This window comes from Streptomyces sp. NPDC004111 (assembly GCF_042874215.1).
Taxonomy (GTDB): domain Bacteria; phylum Actinomycetota; class Actinomycetes; order Streptomycetales; family Streptomycetaceae; genus Streptomyces.
This window is the reverse complement of sequence record NZ_JBIAMU010000015.1, coordinates 34,323-53,843: the sequence shown is the minus strand read 5'-3', so window position 1 is coordinate 53,843 and position 19,521 is coordinate 34,323. Positions and strand designations below refer to the sequence as shown.

General features: G+C 72.2%; 20 protein-coding genes. 13 read left to right on the top strand and 7 right to left on the bottom strand.

Annotation, left to right across the window (positions count from 1 at the left end):
- Positions 1–42: 42 nt before the first annotated feature.
- The gene (locus ACFYVL_RS27410) at positions 43–726 is read left to right on the top strand and encodes a response regulator (RefSeq protein WP_389249337.1); all 684 of its coding nucleotides are present in this window, start codon (positions 43–45) and stop codon (positions 724–726) included.
- Positions 727–802: 76 nt separating this feature from the next.
- Here the strand turns inward: ACFYVL_RS27410 and ACFYVL_RS27405 are convergent, their stop codons facing one another.
- Complete coding sequence (locus ACFYVL_RS27405; RefSeq protein ID WP_389249335.1) at positions 803–1,921, bottom strand: DUF5937 family protein; 1,119 nt, start codon at positions 1,919–1,921, stop codon at positions 803–805.
- Between the two features lie 132 nt (positions 1,922–2,053).
- Here ACFYVL_RS27405 and ACFYVL_RS27400 point away from each other — a divergent pair, with 132 nt between their 5' ends.
- A complete protein-coding gene (locus tag ACFYVL_RS27400; RefSeq protein ID WP_389249333.1) occupies positions 2,054–2,374 on the top strand; it encodes a hypothetical protein in 321 nt (106 codons plus the stop codon).
- 3 nt (positions 2,375–2,377) lie between these two features.
- Here the strand turns inward: ACFYVL_RS27400 and ACFYVL_RS27395 are convergent, their stop codons facing one another.
- Entirely contained in the window at positions 2,378–3,598 is a 1,221-nt protein-coding gene (locus ACFYVL_RS27395; RefSeq protein ID WP_389249331.1) for a threonine aldolase family protein, read from the bottom strand.
- A gap of 182 nt (positions 3,599–3,780) precedes the next feature.
- Between ACFYVL_RS27395 and ACFYVL_RS27390 the strand changes: the two genes are divergently transcribed.
- From ACFYVL_RS27390 to ACFYVL_RS27345, 10 genes are all read left to right on the top strand, one after another.
- Positions 3,781–4,704: a Rossmann-like and DUF2520 domain-containing protein gene (locus tag ACFYVL_RS27390; protein WP_389249329.1), complete on the top strand. Its 924-nt coding sequence runs from the start codon at positions 3,781–3,783 to the stop codon at positions 4,702–4,704.
- Positions 4,701–5,849, top strand: a complete 1,149-nt coding sequence (gene panC / locus ACFYVL_RS27385) for a pantoate--beta-alanine ligase (protein WP_389249327.1) — start codon at positions 4,701–4,703, stop codon at positions 5,847–5,849. The genes ACFYVL_RS27390 and panC overlap by 4 nt, the downstream gene beginning before the upstream one ends.
- A complete protein-coding gene (locus ACFYVL_RS27380; RefSeq protein WP_389249326.1) occupies positions 5,846–7,579 on the top strand; it encodes an L-aspartate oxidase in 1,734 nt (577 codons plus the stop codon). Before panC ends, ACFYVL_RS27380 begins: the two co-directional genes overlap by 4 nt.
- Positions 7,576–8,622, top strand: coding sequence for a carboxylating nicotinate-nucleotide diphosphorylase (nadC, locus tag ACFYVL_RS27375; protein ID WP_389249324.1), 1,047 nt, complete (start codon positions 7,576–7,578; stop codon positions 8,620–8,622). The genes ACFYVL_RS27380 and nadC overlap by 4 nt, the downstream gene beginning before the upstream one ends.
- Positions 8,622–9,422, top strand: coding sequence for a type III pantothenate kinase (locus ACFYVL_RS27370; protein WP_389249322.1), 801 nt, complete (start codon positions 8,622–8,624; stop codon positions 9,420–9,422). The genes nadC and ACFYVL_RS27370 overlap by 1 nt, the downstream gene beginning before the upstream one ends.
- 204 nt (positions 9,423–9,626) lie before the next feature.
- On the top strand, positions 9,627–10,262 hold the full coding sequence (locus ACFYVL_RS27365) for a hypothetical protein (protein ID WP_389249775.1): 636 nt from the start codon (positions 9,627–9,629) through the stop codon (positions 10,260–10,262).
- Positions 10,263–10,275: 13 nt separating this feature from the next.
- Positions 10,276–10,485, top strand: a complete 210-nt coding sequence (locus ACFYVL_RS27360) for a hypothetical protein (protein WP_389249320.1) — start codon at positions 10,276–10,278, stop codon at positions 10,483–10,485.
- A gap of 166 nt (positions 10,486–10,651) precedes the next feature.
- Positions 10,652–11,113 (top strand): BlaI/MecI/CopY family transcriptional regulator, encoded by a 462-nt coding sequence (locus ACFYVL_RS27355; protein ID WP_389249317.1) that lies wholly within the window; start codon positions 10,652–10,654, stop codon positions 11,111–11,113.
- Between the two features lie 9 nt (positions 11,114–11,122).
- Positions 11,123–11,653: an amino-acid N-acetyltransferase gene (locus tag ACFYVL_RS27350; RefSeq protein WP_389249314.1), complete on the top strand. Its 531-nt coding sequence runs from the start codon at positions 11,123–11,125 to the stop codon at positions 11,651–11,653.
- 146 nt (positions 11,654–11,799) lie between these two features.
- A complete protein-coding gene (locus ACFYVL_RS27345; protein ID WP_384356658.1) occupies positions 11,800–12,132 on the top strand; it encodes an Lsr2 family protein in 333 nt (110 codons plus the stop codon).
- Here ACFYVL_RS27345 and ACFYVL_RS27340 read toward each other — a convergent pair.
- Positions 12,111–12,755 carry an SCO3374 family protein gene (locus ACFYVL_RS27340; RefSeq protein ID WP_389249312.1) on the bottom strand — a complete coding sequence of 215 codons (645 nt, stop codon included), beginning with the start codon at positions 12,753–12,755 and terminating at the stop codon, positions 12,111–12,113. The two genes, ACFYVL_RS27345 and ACFYVL_RS27340, sit on opposite strands and share 22 nt — an antisense overlap.
- A gap of 431 nt (positions 12,756–13,186) precedes the next feature.
- Here ACFYVL_RS27340 and ACFYVL_RS27335 point away from each other — a divergent pair, with 431 nt between their 5' ends.
- A complete protein-coding gene (locus tag ACFYVL_RS27335) occupies positions 13,187–15,712 on the top strand; it encodes an ATP-dependent Clp protease ATP-binding subunit (protein WP_389249310.1) in 2,526 nt (841 codons plus the stop codon).
- 60 nt (positions 15,713–15,772) lie between these two features.
- On the opposite strand, the gene ACFYVL_RS27330 is transcribed toward ACFYVL_RS27335, so the two are convergent.
- The 4 genes from ACFYVL_RS27330 to ACFYVL_RS27315 form a co-directional block, all read right to left on the bottom strand.
- The gene (locus ACFYVL_RS27330; RefSeq protein ID WP_389249308.1) at positions 15,773–18,172 is read right to left on the bottom strand and encodes an NACHT domain-containing protein; all 2,400 of its coding nucleotides are present in this window, start codon (positions 18,170–18,172) and stop codon (positions 15,773–15,775) included.
- A 13-nt stretch (positions 18,173–18,185) separates the two neighbouring features.
- Entirely contained in the window at positions 18,186–18,533 is a 348-nt protein-coding gene (locus ACFYVL_RS27325; RefSeq protein WP_389249305.1) for a trypco2 family protein, read from the bottom strand.
- Between the two features lie 113 nt (positions 18,534–18,646).
- Positions 18,647–18,892, bottom strand: a complete 246-nt coding sequence (locus tag ACFYVL_RS27320; protein ID WP_389249303.1) for a hypothetical protein — start codon at positions 18,890–18,892, stop codon at positions 18,647–18,649.
- Positions 18,889–19,278: a hypothetical protein gene (locus tag ACFYVL_RS27315; protein ID WP_389249301.1), complete on the bottom strand. Its 390-nt coding sequence runs from the start codon at positions 19,276–19,278 to the stop codon at positions 18,889–18,891. The genes ACFYVL_RS27320 and ACFYVL_RS27315 overlap by 4 nt, the downstream gene beginning before the upstream one ends.
- Between the last annotated feature and the right edge of the window lie 243 nt (positions 19,279–19,521).

Here is a 19,521-nt window from a genome sequence, read left to right as displayed (position 1 = left end):
CTCCCCGTCCCCCGAACCCGAACCCTCCCGGAAGGTCCCCCAATGCCGCCGATCCGCGTCATGCTCGTCGACGACCAGATGCTGCTGCGCACCGGATTCCGGATGGTGCTGGCCGCGCAGCCGGACATGGAGGTCGTCGCGGAGGCGGGCGACGGGCAGGAGGCGATCGACATCCTGCGCGGCACGGAGGTCGACGTCGTCCTGATGGACGTACGCATGCCGCGGCTGGACGGGGTGGAGGCGACCCGGCAGATCTGCGCGGCCACCGACCCGCCCAAGGTGCTCATCCTGACCACCTTCGACCTCGACGAGTACGCCTTCTCCGGGCTCCAGGCGGGAGCCAGCGGCTTCATGCTGAAGGACGTGCCGCCGGGCGAACTGCTGGCCGCGATCCGGTCCGTGCACAGCGGGGACGCGGTGGTCGCCCCCTCCACCACCCGCCGTCTCCTCGACCGGTTCTCCACGATGCTGCCCAGCACCGGCAAGGAGCCGCAGCACAAGGAGATCGAGAAGCTCACCGAGCGCGAGCGCGAAGTGATGCTGCTGGTCGCCCAGGGACTGTCGAACGGGGAGATCGCCGCCCGGCTGGTGCTGTCCGAGGCCACCGTCAAGACGCACGTGGGCCGCATCCTCACCAAGCTCGGCCTGCGCGACCGCGTGCAGGTGGTCGTCCTCGCGTACGAGACGGGCCTGGTGAGAGCCGGCGGCTCGCCCGGCTCCGCCTGACGGACCCGCAGGCCGCCCATGAGCCGGGCGGAAACCGGTACCGACCCCCGTGCGGCACCGGTTTCCGCCCTTCCCCCTACCGCAGCACGCCCTCCAGGAAGTCGCTGCCCAGCCGCGCCACCACCGTGGTGTCCAGCTGGTGCAGCACGTACCGGCCGCGGCGGCGGGTGGTGATCAGACCGGCCTTCTTCAGCACGCCCAGGTGCCGGGACACCTCGGGAGCGGTGATGGCCAGGGTGTCGGCCAGCTCGCCCGTCGTGTACGGCGTGCGCGCCAGGAACCGGCACAGCCGCATCCGCATCGGGTGCGCCAGCGCGTCCATCCGCTGCTGCAACAGCTGTACGGAGGCGGGCGAGGGCAGTTCGGGCGCGCCCACCGGGTAGTGGATCACCGGCCGCCAGCCCGGGGCGTGCAGCACCAGCAGGTGCGGCCAGCCGAAGGTGCTCGGCACGGCGGTCAGCCCCGCGCCGACCTCCGGGTCCACCGCGGTGGTGTGGCCCTCGGCGAGCTTGTCCGCCCGTATGCGCTGGGCCTTCTCGTCGAGCGTGAGCGCGGGGGACACCGCGTGCAGCGCCTCGGCCAGGCCCCGGCGGCGCAGCACGTCCTGCTTGTGGCGGGCGTCGGAGGCGAGCTGGACGCGCACCCGGTTCCAGGTGTCGGCGAAGAAGGCCTCGTTGCAGTCCTCGAAGAGCCGCCGCAGCCAGATCCGCACACAGCCGGGGTCGGTCAGCAGCCGCTCGGTGAAGTCCAGCTGCTTGGGGCCGCGGGCCGCCGCCAGGTCCAGCGCGCGGGCCCGCAGCGCGGTGTCCTTCAGCGGGGAGGGGCCGCCCACCGCGTACATGCTGGAGCAGGTGAACTCCAGGGCCGCCGACACGAACTCCTCGTCGTCCAGCCGGTCCAGCAGGTCCAGGTCCTCGTCGAGCGTCGCGCCGGGCCTGCCGGGGCCGTCCTTGACTCCCGCGAACGGCAGGAACACGTCGGAGAACGTGGTCCGCCACAGGAAGTCGGCCTCCGTCAGCCGGTCCGCCAGGTCGGGCTTGAGGCCGGAGGAGGTCGCGGTCGCCCAGCCGTGCAGCCCGGGGTGGTGGCCCGGCTCGGACAGGGCGTGCAGCGCCATGCCCAGCTCGCCCAGCGGCGAGATGGCGAAGTCGATCCGCTCGGGCGGCAGACCGGTGATGTCCACGGAGACGCTCATGGCCCCATGGTGCCCGCCCGCACCGACAATCGGCCCTTCGATTGACGGCGGCCGTCAATCGGAGGGGGGTTGATTGACGACCCCCGTCAATCGGTTGGCGGCCCTGGCCGCGGGGGGCGCAGCGTGAGGGACATGAACGCATCCCAGCAGCACCTCTTCGACGCCTACCGGGCCGCCCAGCAGGGCCGGCCGACCCCGCCCGCCCCCGGACAGCACGACTGGCGGACCGTGCGCGAACTGCGCGACACGGTCCGCGACGACCTCCGCTTCCGCGCGGTGGTCTCCGAGCGGCCCGCCCGCTCCTACCTCAGGGCCGCCCTCGCCCGCCTCGCCGACCGCCTCCGCACCCCCCGCACGTCCCCGGCCACGCGGACGGCGCAGGCCGCCCGCACCGCCCCGGCCGCCCGTACCGCCCCCTCCTGCCCGCGCCCCCGCGCGGCGGGCTGCAACTAGGGCCTAGGCGATCCGGCCGGTGAATTCCGCCACCGCCGACCGCACGTCCTCAGCGGTCCACGCCAGCCCCTCGGACGACACCGTCACCTCCGTCACCGACACTCCCGGCGGCCCCTCCGGGCACGGGAACCACCGGTGGAACAGGGTCGTCCCGGTCTCCTCGGACTGCCGTACGGCCGCCTCGGTCAGCACCTCGGCGTCGTACGGCAGCCACACCTGGAACTGATGGGTGTGCGGGACCTCCGGGTTCACCCGGAACCACGGCACCTTCGCCTCCCGCAGCCCCGCCCCCAGCGCCTTCGCGACCACCTTGGCGTGCGCCACGTACTCCGGCAGCCGGGGCAGTTCCCGCTCCAGCCCGAGCAGCGCGCTCAGCGCGGCCGGGTACTGCTGGAAGAGCTGGCCGCCGTAGCGGTGCCGCCAGGTCCGCGCCTCGTCGACCAGCGTGCGGGGCCCCGCCAGCGCGGCCCCCGACATGCCGTCGAGCGACTTGTAGAACGACACGTAGACGCTGTCCGCGAGCCCCGCGATCTCCGCCAGGGGCCGCCCGAAGTGCGGGGCGCACTCCCACAGCCGCGCCCCGTCGAAGTGCACGACCGCGTCCCGCTCCCGGGCCGCCGCCACGGTCTGTGTCAGCTCGTCCCAGGTCGGCAGGACGAACCCGGGCTCGCGGAGCGGCAGTTCGAGCATCAGCGCGCCGAAGGGCTCCGGGCACTCCCGGACCTCGTCGGCGGTGGGCAGCCGCGGCTCGCTCGTCGGGTGCACGGTGCGCAGAGCGCTCACCGCGGCGAAGGCGCCCCCCTCGTGCAGCTCGGGGTGGGCCCGCGGGTGCAGGGCGACGACCGGGTTGCCGGTGCGGGCGGCCCAGCAGCGCAGCGCGACCTGCTGCGCCATGGTGCCGGTGGGGAAGAAGGCGGCGGCCTCGGTGCCCAGGTGGCCGGCCACGCGCCGCTCCAGCTCCTCGACGACGCCGTCGCCGTACATGTCGGTCCAGTCGTCCGGGTCGTACACCGAGGACGCGTGCGCGGCGAGGTCGGCCAGCCGCTCGCCGATCCGGTGCTCGGCGGAGGAGCGGGCGAGGGTGCGGGTGGCCGCACGCCAGGCGGTCCGCCTGCGGTGCCGCTGGTCGGGCGCGGATTCGGGCGGGGAGCCGGGGGAGTCGGTCCCGGCGGTGCCGGGGTCCGTCGGGTGCGGTGCCGTGCCGGGGTCCGTGGTGTCGGTCATCCGCCGATCATGACGTACGCCCCGACCGTGCGGAACGGAATTTCCCACAGCCTGTGGACAACGCCCGGCGACCGTACGGGACGTCGCGAAACCGCACCCCAGGAAGGCTCAGGAACGCTGGCGTAGCATGACGGGCAATCGTCCGGTACCCCCTGCGGACTGGAACGGAAGGCCGTTTCCGCGTGAACGCATCGCATCTGCCCGCCCCCCACCCCGACCCCTCGGACCGCCCCGCCCGCCTCACCGTCGGCGTGGTCGGCGCGGGCCGGGTCGGCGCCACCCTGGCCGCGGCCCTGCGCCAGGCCGGGCACCGCCCCGTCGCCGCGTCGGGCGTCTCGGACGCCTCCGTGCGCCGGGCCGCCGCCCTGCTGCCGGACGTGCCGCTGGTCACCCCGGCCGAGGTGCTCGCCCGCGCCGACCTGGTGCTGCTGACGGTCCCCGACGACGCGCTGCCCTCCCTGGTGGAGGGCCTCGCCGAGACCGGTGCGATCCGCCCCGGCCAGCTCGTCGTGCACACCTCAGGGCGGTACGGAACCGCGGTCCTGGCACCCGCCCTGCGGGCCGGCGCGCTGCCGCTCGCGCTGCACCCCGTGATGACCTTCACCGGCACCTCCGTGGACGTCCAGCGCCTCGCGGGCTGCTCCTTCGGCATCACCGCCCCCGAAGAACTGCGGCTCGCCGCCGAGGCACTGGTCATCGAGATGGGCGGCGAACCCGAGTGGATCGAGGAGGAGGCCCGCCCGCTCTACCACGCGGCCCTCGCGCTCGGTGCGAACCACCTGGTCACCCTGGTCGCCCAGTCGATGGAGCTGCTCCGCACGGCGGGCGTCGCGGCCCCCGACCGGATGCTCGGCCCGCTGCTCGGGGCCGCCCTGGACAACGCCCTGCGCTCCGGCGACGGCGCCCTCACCGGGCCCGTCGCACGCGGGGACGCGGGCACCGTGGCGGCCCACGTGTCGGAGCTGCGCAAGCACGCCCCGCAGACCGTCGCGGGCTATCTGGCGATGGCCCGCACCACCGCGGACCGCGCCCTCGCGCACGGTCTGCTCAAGCCGGAGCTGGCCGAGGACCTGCTGGGCGTCCTCGCGGAAGGAGACCTGCGATGACCGGACAGACCGGGCCGGCACCGTCGGCCGCCTCCACCACGCAGGGCGCACGGACCGCTTCCACCGCGCGGACCGCACAGGCCGGGCCGGCGGCGCGGACCGGGCCCACCGCCCTCGTCCGTACCGCCGCCGAACTGGCCGCCCTGCCGCGCACCGGCCGCCGCGTCGTCGTCATGACGATGGGCGCCCTGCACGAGGGCCACGCCACCCTGATCCGCGCCGCACGCGCGCGGGCCGACCGGGAGAGCGCGGCAGCGGGCGGACCGGGCGCGGGCGGCCAGGTCGTCGTCACCGTCTTCGTCAACCCCCTCCAGTTCGGTGCGAACGAGGACCTCGACCGCTACCCCCGCACCCTGGACGCCGACCTGCTGATCGCCGGGAAGGCCGGCGCGGACGCCGTGTTCGCCCCGTCCGTCGAGGAGGTCTACCCGGGCGGCGCGCCCCAGGTCCGTATCACCGCGGGCCCCATGGGCGAGTGCCTCGAAGGCGCCACCCGCCCCGGCCACTTCGACGGCATGCTCACCGTCGTCGCGAAGCTGCTGCACCTCACCGCGCCCGACGTGGCGCTGTACGGGCAGAAGGACGCCCAGCAGCTCGCCCTGATCCGGCGGATGGCCCGCGACCTGAACTTCCCCGTCACCGTCGAGGGCGTCCCCACCGTCCGCGAGGAGAGCGGTCTCGCCCTCTCCAGCCGCAACCGCTTCCTCTCCGAGCCCGAGCGGGCCACCGCACTCGCCCTGTCCGCGGCCCTGTTCGCGGGCCGCGACCGGCTGGCCGCCCAGCAGGCGCTGCACGCGCGCGTACGGGAACAGGCCCCGGCACTCGCCCCCCGCGCGCGTGCCGAGGCCCTGGCCGCGCTCGGCGAGGAGCGCGAGGCGGCCGACGCGCACGCCCTGGAGCACGCCTGTGGGCCCGCCCCGGCCGCCGTACGGGAGGCCGCCCGCGCCGTGCTCGACGCGGCGGCCCACCGGGAGACCCCGCTCGTGCTGGACTACCTGGCCCTGGTCGACCCGGCCGACTTCACCGAGGTCCCCGACGGCCACACCGGGGCCGCGATCCTCGCGGTCGCCGCCCGGGTCGGCACCACCCGACTGATCGACAACCTCCCGCTGGACTTCGGCGAGGACCAAGGAGCAGCCAAGTGACCGGCATACGTCTCGCCGCACCCGCCCCCGGCTGGGCGATCGAAGCCGACGTGGTGGTCGTCGGATCCGGCGTCGCCGGACTCACCACCGCCCTGCGCTGCACCGCCGCCGGGCTGCGCACCGTCGTGGTCACCAAGGCCCGCCTGGACGACGGCTCCACCCGCTGGGCGCAGGGCGGCATCGCCGCCGCGCTCGGCGAGGGCGACACCCCCCAGCAGCACCTGGACGACACCCTGGTGGCGGGCGCCGGGCTGTGCGACGAGGAGGCCGTGCGCCTGCTGGTCACCGAGGGCCCGGACGCCGTACGGCGGTTGATCGACACCGGGGCGCTCTTCGACACCGACCCGGAGTCCGGCGCCATCCAGCTCACCCGCGAGGGCGGCCACCACCGCCGCCGCATCGCGCACGCGGGCGGCGACGCCACCGGCGCGGAGATCTCCCGGGCCCTGGTCGGGGCGGTCCGCGAAAGGGCCGTCGACACCATCGAGAACGCCCTCGTGCTCGACCTCCTCACCGACGCCGACGGCCGCACCGCGGGCGTCACCCTGCACGTCATGGGCGAGGGCCAGCACGACGGCGTCGGCGCGGTCAACGCCCCCGCGGTGGTCCTGGCGACCGGCGGCATGGGCCAGGTGTTCGCCGCCACCACCAACCCCGCCGTCTCCACCGGTGACGGGGTCGCCCTCGCGCTGCGCGCGGGCGCGGAGGTCTCCGACCTGGAGTTCGTCCAGTTCCACCCGACGGTGCTCTTCCTCGGCGCGGACTCCGAGGGCCAGCAGCCGCTGGTCTCCGAGGCGGTACGGGGCGAGGGCGCGCACCTCGTCGACGCCGACGGCGTCCGCTTCATGCTCGGGCAGCACGAACTCGCCGAGCTGGCCCCCCGCGACATCGTCGCCAAGGGGATCACGCGCCGGATGCAGGAGCAGGGCACCACCCACATGTACCTGGACGGCCGCCACTTCGGCGCCGAGATGTGGGAGCAGCGCTTCCCGACCATCCTGGCCGCCTGCCGCTCCCACGGCATCGACCCGGTCACCGAGCCGGTCCCGGTCGCCCCCGCCGCCCACTACGCCTCCGGCGGCATCCGCACCGACCTGCACGGCCGCACCACCGTCCCCGGCCTCTACGCCTGCGGCGAGGTCGCCTGCACGGGCGTGCACGGCGCGAACCGGCTCGCCTCCAACTCCCTCCTGGAGGGCCTGGTCTTCGCCGAGCGCATCGCGGAGGACATCACCACCGCCGCACCTCGCGTCCCCGGCACCCCGGCCGCGCCCGCGGCCGTCCAGCCGCTCATCGCGCCCGAGGCCCGGCACGACATCCAGCGGACGATGTCCCAGGGTGCCGGAGTGCTGCGTTCCGCCCGGAGTCTGAACGACGCCGCCGACGAGCTGGAGGCCGTACAGCTCAACGCGGTCCACGACCGGGACAGTCACGGCAAGTCCGCCGAACCAGGTGTCGACTCCTGGGAGACCACCAACCTCCTGTGCGTCTCGCGCGTGCTGGTGGCCGCCGCCCTGGAGCGCGAGGAGACCCGCGGCTGCCACTGGCGCGAGGACCGCCCGGACCGCGACGACACCCACTGGCGGCGCCATCTGGTCGCCCGGCTGACCCCGGACCGCCGCCTGGTGGTGCGCCGCACCGCGACCGCCGCCTTCCCGCCCGTGCGACCGGCTCCCGTGGAACCGGCTCCGACAGCACCCCACACCCTCCCGAAGGAGCAGCACCAGTGAGCAACCCCGAGAACCCCCGGCTGCTGCCGCAGGCCGACGCGGCCGGCGGCTGCGGCGACGCATGCGGCTGCTCGGGCGACGGCGCGGGCACCGCGGGTTTCCAGGAGGACGGCACGTACGACCTCTCCGACTGCGGCCTCGACCCGCACCTCGCCCAGCTCCTGCTGGACGCGGGCCTGGACCCGGTGGAGGTGGAGGACATCGCCAACGTCGCCCTCGCCGAGGACCTCGCCCACGGCGTGGACGTCACGACCGTCGCCACCGTCCCCGAGGAGGCCGTCGCCACCGGCGACTTCACCGCCCGCGAGGCCGGTACGGTCGCGGGCCTGCGGATCGCCGAGACGGTCCTGTCGATCGTCTGCACCGACGAGTTCGAGGTCGAACGGCACGTCGAGGACGGCGACCGCGTCGAGGCCGGCCAGAAGCTGCTGACCGTCACCACCCGCACCCGCGACCTCCTCACCGGCGAGCGCAGCGCACTGAACCTGCTGTGCCGCCTCTCCGGCATCGCCACCGCCACGCGCGCCTGGGCCGATGTCCTCGACGGTACGGGGGCGAAGGTGCGCGACACCCGCAAGACCACCCCGGGCCTGCGCTCGCTGGAGAAGTTCGCGGTCCGCTGCGGCGGCGGCGTCAACCACCGCATGTCGCTGTCCGACGCGGCGCTCGTCAAGGACAACCACGTGGTGGCCGCCGGGGGAGTGGCCGAGGCCTTCAAGCTCGTCCGGGACGGTTTCCCCGACCTGGCCATCGAGGTCGAGGTCGACACGCTCGCGCAGGTCACCGAGGTGCTGGCGGCGGGCGCCGACCTGATCCTGCTGGACAACTTCACCCCGGAGCAGACCGCCGAGGCGGTCGCCCTGGTCGCGGGCCGGGCCGCCCTGGAGTCCTCCGGCCGGCTCACCCTCGACACGGCCCGCGCGTACGCCGAGACCGGCGTGGACTACCTGGCCGTCGGCGCGCTCACCCACTCGTCGCCCATCCTCGACATCGGCCTCGACCTGCGGGAAGCCGGCCACGCCGGGGCAGGGGTCGACGCCTGATGCTCCTCACCATCGACGTCGGCAACACGCACACCGTCCTCGGCCTGTTCGACGGTGAGGAGATCGTCGAGCACTGGCGGATCTCCACCGACGCGCGCCGCACCGCCGACGAACTCGCCGTGCTCCTCCAGGGGCTGATGGGCATGCACCCCATGCTCGGCAACGAACTCGGCGACGGCATCGAGGGCATCGCGATCTGCTCGACCGTCCCCTCGGTCCTGCACGAGCTGCGCGAGGTCACCCGGCGCTACTACGGCGACGTGCCCGCCGTCCTGGTCGAGCCCGGCATCAAGACCGGCGTACCGATCCTGATGGACAACCCCAAGGAGGTCGGCGCCGACCGCATCATCAACGCGGTCGCCGCCGTCGAGCTGTACGGCGGCCCGGCGATCGTCGTCGACTTCGGCACCGCGACCACCTTCGACGCGGTCTCCGCGCGCGGCGAGTACGCGGGCGGCGTGATCGCCCCCGGCATCGAGATCTCGGTGGACGCCCTCGGCGTCAAGGGCGCCCAGCTCCGCAAGATCGAGCTGGCCCGACCGCGCAGCGTCATCGGCAAGAACACCGTCGAGGCGATGCAGTCCGGCATCGTCTACGGCTTCGCCGGCCAGGTGGACGGAGTCGTCGCGCGGATGGCCCGCGAGCTCTCCCCGGACGACCCCGAGGACGTCACCGTCATCGCCACCGGCGGCCTCGCCCCGATCATCCTCGGCGAGTCCTCGGTGATCGACGAGCACGAGCCCTGGCTGACCCTGATCGGCCTGCGCCTGGTGTACGAGCGCAACATCGCCCGTATGTGACACCGCGTCCGGCCCCCACGCGCGACCTCGACGCGTGCGCGGGGGCCGGACGGGCCGCGGTCTCCGTCCGTCCGGGGCGGACCGCACGGCGCTCCGGACGGGCATTTCCGAGGGCAACGCGCCACCGAACACCCGATAAACGGATTTTGTCCGCTATGCGCTTAAAGTCGCCACATGCCCACGCCATACGGTTCCCGCGGCGGCATGGCGTTCAGCGCAGACGAATTGCGTGTGCTCCGACGCGCCCTCGCCCTCGCCCTCCACCCCGCCCCCCTTCCCGCCGACGAGGTGCGCGAGTGCCTGCGTCTGGCGGACTCCGTGGACGAAGCGATCCGGGAGGCGGGCCGGCTGCGCGCCTTCCTGCTCGCGGACCTCGCCCGCTACCGGGCCGCGCTCCCCGGCTCCGCCACCGGCTACCTGGAACTCCTCCAGGACGCCCTGGCGGCCGGCTACCGGCCCCAGCCCGACGACCTCACCGCCCTGCGCTCGCTGCGCGGGCTGCCGCTCGGCGCCGCCCTGCTGGCCCGCTGCCAGGGCATCGCCGAACGCTCGGTCCGCGCCCGGCTCGCCCGTACGGCCCCCGGGACCCCGGGCATCACCGCCCCGGCGGCACCCGGCCCGCGCACCCGGCTGACCGCACTCCCGGGCGGCCGGGGCGCCGGCGGACCCGCCCTGCCCAGGGCGGCGGGCGCCGCCCGCGCGGCGGAGCCCCCGGCCGCCCCCGGCCGACCGGCCCCCGCCGACAGGCCCGCCCCGCCCCGCCCGGTACCCACCCCGGCCGAGGCCTTCCCGCCCCGCAAGAAGCCCGCGCCCCCCGGGGAGCGACGGGAAGCGAGCTAGATACCCTGGGGGCATGGACTATGTTTCCGCGCTCGTGCCCCCGGTGGTGATGGCCGCCTTCTTCATCGCCCTCATCGTGGTGATCGTCAAGACGCAGGGCGGTTCCAACAAGGCGAAGGAGGACGCGTTCGTGGACGCCGTCGCCGCGTCGAACGCCGCGGCGCAGACCTCCTCGACGCCGGCCGGATCCAAGGATTCCGACGACCGTTCCACCGGCGCCTGAGCGCGGTGCGTGCCCGCCGCGGCACGCGCACGAGCGCGCCACGGGTGTGAAAGCAGCGCACAGGGGCGCACGGTCCGGTTAATCAACCGGACCGTGCGCCCCTATTTTTCTTGCCCGTCCGCCCGAATAACCAGGCATTCCGGATATCTCCCACTAGGGTGGCGCTGTGCCACGCCGATTGGGAGAGCTGGAAGACGCCGTCATGACGCGCGTGTGGCAGTGGAACCGTCCGGTCACCGTCCGGGAAGTCCTCGAAGATCTCCAGAAGGACCGGTCCATCGCCTACACCACCGTCATGACCGTAATGGACAATCTCCATCAGAAGGGCTGGGTGCGCAGGGAAGTAGACGGCCGGGCCTATCGATATACCTCGGTCTCCACACGTGCCGCCTACTCGGCCGCACTGATGAACGATGCCTGGTCCACCAGTGACAACCCCGCCGCCGCTCTGGTCGCGTTCTTCGGCATGATGTCCGCCGAGCAGCGCGCGGCACTTCAGGACGCGATGCGGGTCGTTCAACGCGACGACCCCGAAGAAGCGGAAGTCCTGGCCGAAGTCCTGACGGAAGACCCGGGCGAAGGGCCCGGTGAAGTCCCCGGTGAGGGCGAGAAGGGCCCGGGGCGATAGCGTCCGGGCATGGCCCCAGATCGTATTGCCTCGGCAAAAGCCATCACCGTCCGGCGGGCGCGCACCAGTGATGTGCCGTCCATCCGCGCTCTCGTGGACACGTACGCACGCAGTCGCATCCTGCTCGACAAAGCGAACGTGACGCTTTACGAGGACATCCAGGAGTTCTGGGTGGCGGAACGCGACGAGGACGCGCGCGTGGTCGGCTGCGGCGCCCTGCACATCATGTGGGAAGACCTCGCCGAAGTGCGCACTCTCGCCGTGGATCCCGACTTCAAGGGCGCCGGAGTGGGCCACCGCGTCCTGGACAAACTCCTCCAGACCGCCCGCTGGATCGGAGTGCGGCGGGTATTCTGCCTGACCTTCGAAGTGCAGTTCTTCGCCAAGCACGGCTTCGTGGAGATCGGCGAGGCGCCGGTTGACGGAGATGTCTACAGCGAGCTGCTGCGTTCCTATGACGAAGGTGTCGCGGAGTTCCTCGGTCTCGAACGGGTGAAGCCGAACACCCTGGGCAACAGCCGGATGCTTCTGCACCTCTGAAACGCCTGTAAGCGGGTGTAACCCTATGTCCGAAACGCGCACGTTTCCCGTGTTCTCGGGGTACTGAACCTGCGACAGGGGTTTGTGTTTTCCCCGGAAAAGCGGTTTCCTTTCCGCGTACTGCATTTTCGATGAAAGGAAATCCGGTGGCACAGAAGGTTCAGGTCCTTCTTGTTGACGACCTCGACGGCGTCGAGGCGAACGAGACGGTGACGTTCGCTCTGGACGGCAAGACCTATGAGATCGACCTCACCACCGCGAACGCGGAGAAGCTCCGCGGGCTGCTCGACCCGTACACCAAGAACGGCCGTCGTACCGGTGGCCGCGCCGCGGGCCGGGGCAAGGCGCGCGTTGTTTCCGGCGGCAGCCAGAACACCGCCGAGATCCGTAAGTGGGCCAAGGAGAACGGCCACGACGTGAACGACCGCGGTCGCGTCCCGGCTTCCGTGCGCGAGGCCTACGAGAAGGCCAACGGCTGAGTCTGCCGCTCTTTTGACAGTGCCGTATTCACGATCAACCGGGCCCGGTGGCATTCCGTCGCCGCCGCGGCCAGCAGGCGTACGAGATCGGGGGCTGCCCGGCGGCCCCCGCGGCCGGCGCCCCCGAAGCCGTCAAAGGCCGGAAGCGTCAGCTCCATTTCGTCCGCCGGAGCGGGGGGCCGCAGCCAGACCGCGGCCCCACCCGGCCGTCCTGGGCCGCACGGCGGCGTTCCGGGCGGTGCGGGAGCGGTGATCAGGCTCCCCGGGCCGATCGCCCGGAGATCCAGCGGCAGGGAGCCCCACTCCAGCCACTCCAGGAGTCCGGGCACCTCCTCCGCGCTCCCCGCGGCCACCAGCAGCCGCATCCGCCGCCCGTGCAGCACGACCGGGCCGGTGGGCCCGATCCGGCGCAGTACGGCACGTCCGGCGTCCGCGGGCAGCTCCAGTACGTCGAAGTGCAGACCGGCGCGGAGCAGGACCGGCTCACCGGGGGCGGTGACCGTCGCCCAGCCGAGTTCGTCCTCGTACCAGGCGGCCCAGGTGGCCCGGGAGTCCCCGGCGGCCCGCTGCGCGATGCCACCGTCGGGCAGCGGCGGCCGGGGCGGGGGAACGGTGGGAGCCATGCCTGGAGAAACGTCTCACCGCCCGCATGGTTACGCTCCGTCGGCGGTTGAACGCGCTCCGTGGGGGAATTGGGGGCGTAGGGGTGCACCCGGTGGCGCAAGGATGTTCGCCCGTAGCTGAGGGAACCGGCGTGCGCCGCATGGAGTGTCAGTCCTTGCGGGTAAGACAGACCTAGTGGGGAGGGGCGACACGCTTCCCGAGCGGTCCCACGTTCGCCATCGGCGTAGTGGCGATAGGGGTAACTGCTTGGCCTGCGGGAACATCGTCTCGCACCATCGAGTTGTGGAAGTACGTCGGCTGTTCAAGCCGGGAGGCAGGAACGGGTGTCGGCAGTTGGAATGAGCTGTCCCGCCCCGCGGGACTAGCATGCGGAAGGACAGGGAGGGGACCGACCCCTTAACTGCCCGACCGCTCTGAGGAGCGAATAACGATGTTCGAGAGGTTCACCGACCGCGCGCGGCGGGTTGTCGTCCTGGCTCAGGAAGAAGCCCGGATGCTCAACCACAACTACATCGGCACCGAGCACATCCTCCTGGGTTTGATCCACGAGGGTGAGGGTGTCGCCGCTAAGGCCCTGGAGAGCCTCGGCATTTCGCTTGAGGCGGTTCGCCAGCAGGTCGAGGAGATCATCGGTCAGGGCCAGCAGGCTCCGTCCGGCCACATTCCCTTCACCCCGCGTGCGAAGAAGGTCCTGGAGCTGTCGCTCCGCGAGGCCCTCCAGCTCGGCCACAACTACATCGGCACCGAGCACATCCTGCTCGGCCTGATTCGCGAGGGCGAGGGCGTCGCCGCCCAGGTCCTGGTGAAGCTGGGCGCCGACCTCAACCGGGTGCGGCAGCAGGTCATCCAGCTGCTCTCCGGCTACCAGGGCAAGGAGACCGCCGCAGCCGGCGGGCCTGCCGAGGGCACGCCCTCGACGTCCCTGGTGCTCGACCAGTTCGGCCGGAACCTCACCCAGGCCGCTCGTGAGTCCAAGCTCGACCCGGTCATCGGGCGCGAGAAGGAGATCGAGCGGGTCATGCAGGTGCTGTCCCGCCGTACCAAGAACAACCCGGTCCTCATCGGCGAGCCCGGCGTCGGCAAGACCGCCGTCGTCGAGGGACTGGCGCAGGCCATCGTCAAGGGCGAGGTGCCCGAGACCCTCAAGGACAAGCACCTCTACACCCTCGACCTCGGCGCGCTCGTCGCCGGTTCCCGCTACCGCGGTGACTTCGAGGAGCGGCTGAAGAAGGTCCTCAAGGAGATCCGCACCCGCGGCGACATCATCCTGTTCATCGACGAGCTGCACACGCTCGTGGGTGCGGGTGCCGCCGAGGGCGCCATCGACGCGGCCTCGATCCTGAAGCCGATGCTGGCCCGCGGTGAGCTCCAGACCATCGGTGCCACCACGCTCGACGAGTACCGCAAGCACCTGGAGAAGGACGCCGCTCTCGAGCGCCGCTTCCAGCCCATCCAGGTCGCCGAGCCGTCGCTGCCGCACACCATCGAGATCCTCAAGGGTCTGCGCGACCGGTACGAGGCCCACCACCGCGTCTCCATCACGGACGAGGCCCTCGTCCAGGCGGCGACGCTGGCCGACCGGTACATCTCGGACCGCTTCCTGCCGGACAAGGCGATCGACCTGATCGACGAGGCCGGCTCCCGGATGCGCATCCGCCGGATGACCGCGCCGCCGGACCTCCGCGAGTTCGACGAGAAGATCGCGAACGTCCGTCGCGACAAGGAGTCCGCGATCGACTCGCAGGACTTCGAGAAGGCCGCCTCGCTCCGCGACAAGGAGAAGCAGCTCCTCGCCGCGAAGGCCAAGCGGGAGAAGGAGTGGAAGGCCGGCGACATGGACGTCGTCGCCGAGGTCGACGGCGAGCTGATCGCCGAGGTCCTCGCGACCGCCACCGGCATCCCGGTCTTCAAGCTGACGGAGGAGGAGTCGAGCCGCCTGCTGCGCATGGAGGACGAGCTCCACAAGCGCGTCATCGGCCAGAAGGACGCCATCAAGGCGCTCTCCCAGGCGATCCGGCGTACGCGTGCCGGTCTGAAGGACCCGAAGCGCCCCGGTGGCTCGTTCATCTTCGCCGGTCCGTCCGGTGTCGGTAAGACCGAGCTGTCCAAGACGCTGGCGGAGTTCCTCTTCGGCGACGAGGACGCGCTGATCTCCCTCGACATGTCGGAGTTCAGCGAGAAGCACACGGTCTCGCGCCTCTTCGGTTCGCCCCCCGGCTACGTGGGCTACGAAGAGGGCGGCCAGCTGACGGAGAAGGTGCGGCGCAAGCCGTTCTCGGTGGTTCTCTTCGACGAGGTCGAGAAGGCCCACCCGGACATCTTCAACTCGCTGCTGCAGATCCTGGAGGACGGTCGCCTGACCGACTCCCAGGGCCGCGTGGTCGACTTCAAGAACACGGTCATCATCATGACGACCAACCTCGGCACCCGGGACATCTCCAAGGGCTTCAACCTGGGCTTCGCCGCCCAGGGCGACGTCAAGACCGGGTACGAGCGGATGAAGAACAAGGTCAACGAAGAGCTGAAGCAGCACTTCCGCCCCGAGTTCCTCAACCGTGTCGACGACACCGTGGTCTTCCACCAGCTGACCGAGGAAGACATCATCCAGATCGTCGACCTCATGATCGCCAAGGTGGACGAGCGGCTGAAGGACCGCGACATGGGCATCGAGCTCAGCTCGGAGGCCAAGTCGCTCCTCGCCAAGAAGGGTTACGACCCGGTGATGGGCGCCCGGCCGCTGCGCCGGACGATCCAGCGCTCGATCGAGGACGTCCTCTCGGAGAAGATCCTCTTCGGCGAGCTGCGTCCCGGCCACATCGTGGTCGTCGGCACCGAGGGCGAGGGCGACGCCAAGGAGTTCACCTTCCGCGGCGAGGAGAAGGCAGCCCTGCCGGACGTCCCGCCGATCGAGTCCGCCGCCGGTGGCAACGGACCGAACATGACGAAGGACGCGTAACGCGCGAGAGCGTGCAGGGGCCGGCCCCGGAGACCCAAGGTCTCCGGGGCCGGCCCCTTTCTACCGCTGTGCCGCCCGCTCCAGTTCGGGCCAGCTGTCCGAGAGGACCTGGGAGGTGTCCGCGTCGGCGTGCCGGGCCAGCTCCGCGGCGTACGCAAGGGCCTCCCGGCCGCCGATCCGTCCGAGCATCCGGGCCGTGTAGAAGGCCTGCTGCGAACTCAGCCCGTCGGGCGGCGGCAGCAGCGGCACGACGTACGGGCCCAGCCGGGCGAGCTGTGCGGCGTGCTCGACGCTGACCGGCGGGACGACCGTGCGCACCAGGTTGCGGACGTGGCGGGCCACGGTCTCGTCGAGCCAGGTGGCGTGCTGGGCGCACAGGGCGGTGAGGATCGGCCGGGTCACGTCGAGCGCCAGGAGCCCGGTCACCAGGTGCTGGAGTTCGCGCCGGTTGCAGTGGCCGGCCGAGAGCAGGACGACGTCCTCCCATTGCGGGTTCCCCGCGTGCTTCAGGAGTTCCGGGAGGTGGTCGCCCTCGATGAATTCCTTCGCCGCCAGGAAGTCCTGGAATGTGCGGTGGGTGAATTGGAAGAAGTCGTCGGTACGTTCCTGGAGGAGCCCGGTCCGGTTCACCAGGTGGGTGAGGATCGCGTTGGAGTCGCCCTGGGCGCGGACGCGTTCCATTCCGGCGAGTGCGGGCTGGAGTTGGCGCACCGCCTGTAGACGGGTGAATTCCGTTTGTCCACCGCGCACCTGCCACACGGCGATGCGCTGAAGGAGCTGGGTGTGTTCCTCGATGGTCATGTCGATGCCCTCGGGACAGCCGATTCTGCGGCGGCGGTCGCGGTTGCCGAGGAGCATGTGCAGGGCCGATTGGTAGAGGGCCCAGCGGGTTTCCGGAAGAAAGCCCTGCCGGGCGCGGTGGACCGCACAGATCACGGCACAGAGCAGTGGTGTTCGGGCCAGATCGCGGAGGGCCGGATTCTGCCGGAATTGGTGGGCGAGGTCGCGTTCGAGTCCGTCGAGTTCCTCCTGGGTGTCGGTGCCCAGGCGGGCGGCCCGGTGCCAGGCGGAGACAAAGGACTGGATGTCGTTGTTCCGCATGGGCAGGAGGCGCAATTCCTCGAAGTCCTCCGAGGCGAGCCAGCCCTGGTCCACGGCGAGCGGGCGGGAGGTGACGATGCAGCGGTTGTCGGGGTAGCGGGCCAGCAGGTCGGCGAGCCAGGTGTGGGCGTCCTCGCGGTCGTCCTGGGAGACCTCGTCGAGCCCGTCCACCAGGATGAGCGCCCGGCCCGCCTTGAGCACCCGGCCCACCCAGCCGTCCGGTGCCTGGTCGATCATCAGGCGCGAGGCGGTGGGGAGTTGGGCGGGGGTGGGGAAGGAGCGGCCCTGGGCGCGGAGGGTGCGCAGCGGGACGACGTACGGGACGAGGCCGTTGAGGGCGGAGAGCTGCGGGCCGAGCGTGCCGGCGGCGGCGTGCGAGGCGAGCCACCACACGAGGGTGGTCTTGCCCGCCCCGGCGTCGCCGCGCAGCAGGACGCGCGGACGGGAGGTGAGGAGGGCGTCGATGCGCTGCGGGGCGTGTGCGGCGGTGGACCCCCGGCCGCCGGCGGACTGCGCCTCCAGGCTCAGGTACGCGGTGTCCAGGTCCCATTCGGCGTCCTGCTTGCCGAGTTCGTCCAGGCCGAAGATCTTGGTCTTGCGGTAGGCGGCGCGCAGGGCGAGGGCGTACTCGCGCTCGTGCGGCGGGTCCTCGGGGTGCGAGCCGGTGAGGGGTTCGAGGGTGACCTTGCGGCCGGTCGCCGCGGCGTGCGCCTCCCGGAACCCCGCGCTCCCGACGATCCGCCGCAGCGGTACGCAGAGCAGCCTGAAGTGGTGGCGCCCGGCCGGGACCGACCTGACGATGCCGAGCAGGTTGCTGCCGGAGAAGACCGGGGAGCCGGAGAGACCGGCCAGCGGGGAGGTGCCGTCGGCCCGCTCGGCGGCGGGCGGGCGGTCGAACTCGAAGACCAGGTCGCGGCTGATCAGGCCCGCGGCGGGCAGCACGGTGCCGGTGAACTGGTCGCTGTCGAGCTTGGTCTCCTCGTACCGCTGGACGTCGGGGAACCCGATGACCTGGCAGCCGGGCAGCGGGGCGGAGGTCTCGGGGACGCTGAGGCGCAGATCGTCGCCCGGTGACGGCGGCCGGAGGGCCCCCGCCAGTAACGAGGCACGGTCGTCGGAGGCCAGGAGTGCGGCGTCCAGTGCGTCGTCGCGCCAGACCGTCCGGTAGGGCCGCACGCCCTGGACGCCCGGCACGGCGATCTCCGCCGCCGTGCGGGTGCCCAGGGTGTGGGCGCACGTCAGGACCAGGCTCGGGCCGCCGCGTGCGAAGCTGTGGTTGAGCGCGATGATCACACCGGAGCCCTGGTGCTCACCGAGCACGGCCACGGCGAGCCGGGAAAACCTGTGGGGCGCGGACATCGGAGGCGTTCCCCTAGTCCACGTCACCGAAGCCGCTCACATCCCCCGGCCGGAGGTTGCTCACATCCAGCGATTCCCCCGTCTCGGCCACCTTCGGCTTCAGCGTCAGCGACACCTTGTGCGTGCTGCCCGTCGAGCGGCCCGCGTCGGCGCCCGCCTCCACCACCCAGGCCTTCACCTTCAGGCCGCCCTTGAGCTCCTTGCGCAGCTCGACCGTGAACTCCATCTGGATGTCCTCCACGGTGAAGGTGATCTCCTTGCCGACCCCCTGCGCGGAGGCGGCCAGGAGTTGCTTGCGTACGGACTCCACCGCGTCCGCCAGCTCGATGCCGTCGAATTCGTGCTCGCTGTCGTCGGCCATGACGAACCCCCCTGTAGACGTGAACCACCGCTTGCTACAACGGAGTTTGGGGAGGGCGTGGTTCCCGCGGCAAGTGGTCGGGGACCATGCGTGCACGATCCGGCGGTCGGGGACTATGCGTGCACGATCCGCACCACCGTCACCACCAGCACCGCCGCGCTCACGTAGTACACGACGACCGCACCGCCCGCGACGCCCTGGCGGCGGTCCTTCTCGCCCTTGACCTCTCTCGTCCCCTGGCCGTACGGGTCCCTGGCCAGGGCGCGCATGGACTGCTCGAAGCGCTGGCGGAGGTCGGGGTGCATCGCGTGCCGGGCCGTCTCGGCCGCCGGGGCGTACTGGACGCGGAGCCTGCTCATGAGGCGTCCGGGCGGGGGTCGTGGCCGGGGCGCGGCTCGTCGGTGGAGGCGGCCACGCAGTCCGAGAAGTCGCCGGTCGCGAGGCGGGCGAACACCGCCTCGTCCTCCGCTGCGGCGTCCGTGGGGGCGAGCGCCCAGCGGGCCAGTACTAAGGGGAGGTCGAGCGCGGGGGTGCGGGCGATCTCGGCGTCCAGGTCCGCGGCCTGGTCGGCGGTGAGGGCGGCCCGGATGGTGGGCAGGGTGGCGGGGAGGTCGACCCGGCGTCCGCTGACGACCGTGTGCCAGATGACCTCGGGTTCGGTGCCGCCACGGGCGCCGCCGCCGTGGCCCCCTCTGCTGTCGTCCCCGCCGCTGTCGCCGTTGTCGTGCGTACGGTCCTCGCCCATACGGTGCCCCTCCGGTCCTGCCAGCACAGCCCTCCGCCACCACGGTACGCCGACACCCCTCATGCGGTTGAGACTTGCGCACGAGGAACGGGCGGTCGAGGGGATCGGCGCGGAGTCCTCCGTACGAGTGGGGCGGAAGTGACGGATTGACGTGCGTGGGGTCGTGCGGGGGCGCCGCACGAGGTGCTTCACGGGGGTGCGCCGGGGTCGCGCGGCCCCGGCCCCGTGACAAGGCGCACAGGT

What these genes read in the sequence shown, in the direction of transcription:
- ACFYVL_RS27320 (WP_389249303.1), bottom strand. Translation starts at nt 18,892, where the DNA reads ATGAGCAGGCTCCGCGTCCAGTACGCCCCGGCGGCCGAGACGGCCCGG.
- ACFYVL_RS27335 (WP_389249310.1), top strand. Translation starts at nt 13,187, where the DNA reads ATGTTCGAGAGGTTCACCGACCGCGCGCGGCGGGTTGTCGTCCTGGCT.
- ACFYVL_RS27395 (WP_389249331.1), bottom strand. Translation starts at nt 3,598, where the DNA reads ATGACCGACACCACGGACCCCGGCACGGCACCGCACCCGACGGACCCC.
- ACFYVL_RS27365 (WP_389249775.1), top strand. Translation starts at nt 9,627, where the DNA reads ATGGCGTTCAGCGCAGACGAATTGCGTGTGCTCCGACGCGCCCTCGCC.
- ACFYVL_RS27400 (WP_389249333.1), top strand. Translation starts at nt 2,054, where the DNA reads ATGAACGCATCCCAGCAGCACCTCTTCGACGCCTACCGGGCCGCCCAG.
- ACFYVL_RS27350 (WP_389249314.1), top strand. Translation starts at nt 11,123, where the DNA reads ATGGCCCCAGATCGTATTGCCTCGGCAAAAGCCATCACCGTCCGGCGG.
- ACFYVL_RS27410 (WP_389249337.1), top strand. Translation starts at nt 43, where the DNA reads ATGCCGCCGATCCGCGTCATGCTCGTCGACGACCAGATGCTGCTGCGC.
- ACFYVL_RS27405 (WP_389249335.1), bottom strand. Translation starts at nt 1,921, where the DNA reads ATGAGCGTCTCCGTGGACATCACCGGTCTGCCGCCCGAGCGGATCGAC.
- ACFYVL_RS27340 (WP_389249312.1), bottom strand. Translation starts at nt 12,755, where the DNA reads ATGGCTCCCACCGTTCCCCCGCCCCGGCCGCCGCTGCCCGACGGTGGC.
- ACFYVL_RS27315 (WP_389249301.1), bottom strand. Translation starts at nt 19,278, where the DNA reads ATGGGCGAGGACCGTACGCACGACAACGGCGACAGCGGCGGGGACGAC.
- ACFYVL_RS27360 (WP_389249320.1), top strand. Translation starts at nt 10,276, where the DNA reads ATGGACTATGTTTCCGCGCTCGTGCCCCCGGTGGTGATGGCCGCCTTC.
- panC (WP_389249327.1), top strand. Translation starts at nt 4,701, where the DNA reads ATGACCGGACAGACCGGGCCGGCACCGTCGGCCGCCTCCACCACGCAG.
- ACFYVL_RS27370 (WP_389249322.1), top strand. Translation starts at nt 8,622, where the DNA reads ATGCTCCTCACCATCGACGTCGGCAACACGCACACCGTCCTCGGCCTG.
- ACFYVL_RS27325 (WP_389249305.1), bottom strand. Translation starts at nt 18,533, where the DNA reads ATGGCCGACGACAGCGAGCACGAATTCGACGGCATCGAGCTGGCGGAC.
- ACFYVL_RS27330 (WP_389249308.1), bottom strand. Translation starts at nt 18,172, where the DNA reads ATGTCCGCGCCCCACAGGTTTTCCCGGCTCGCCGTGGCCGTGCTCGGT.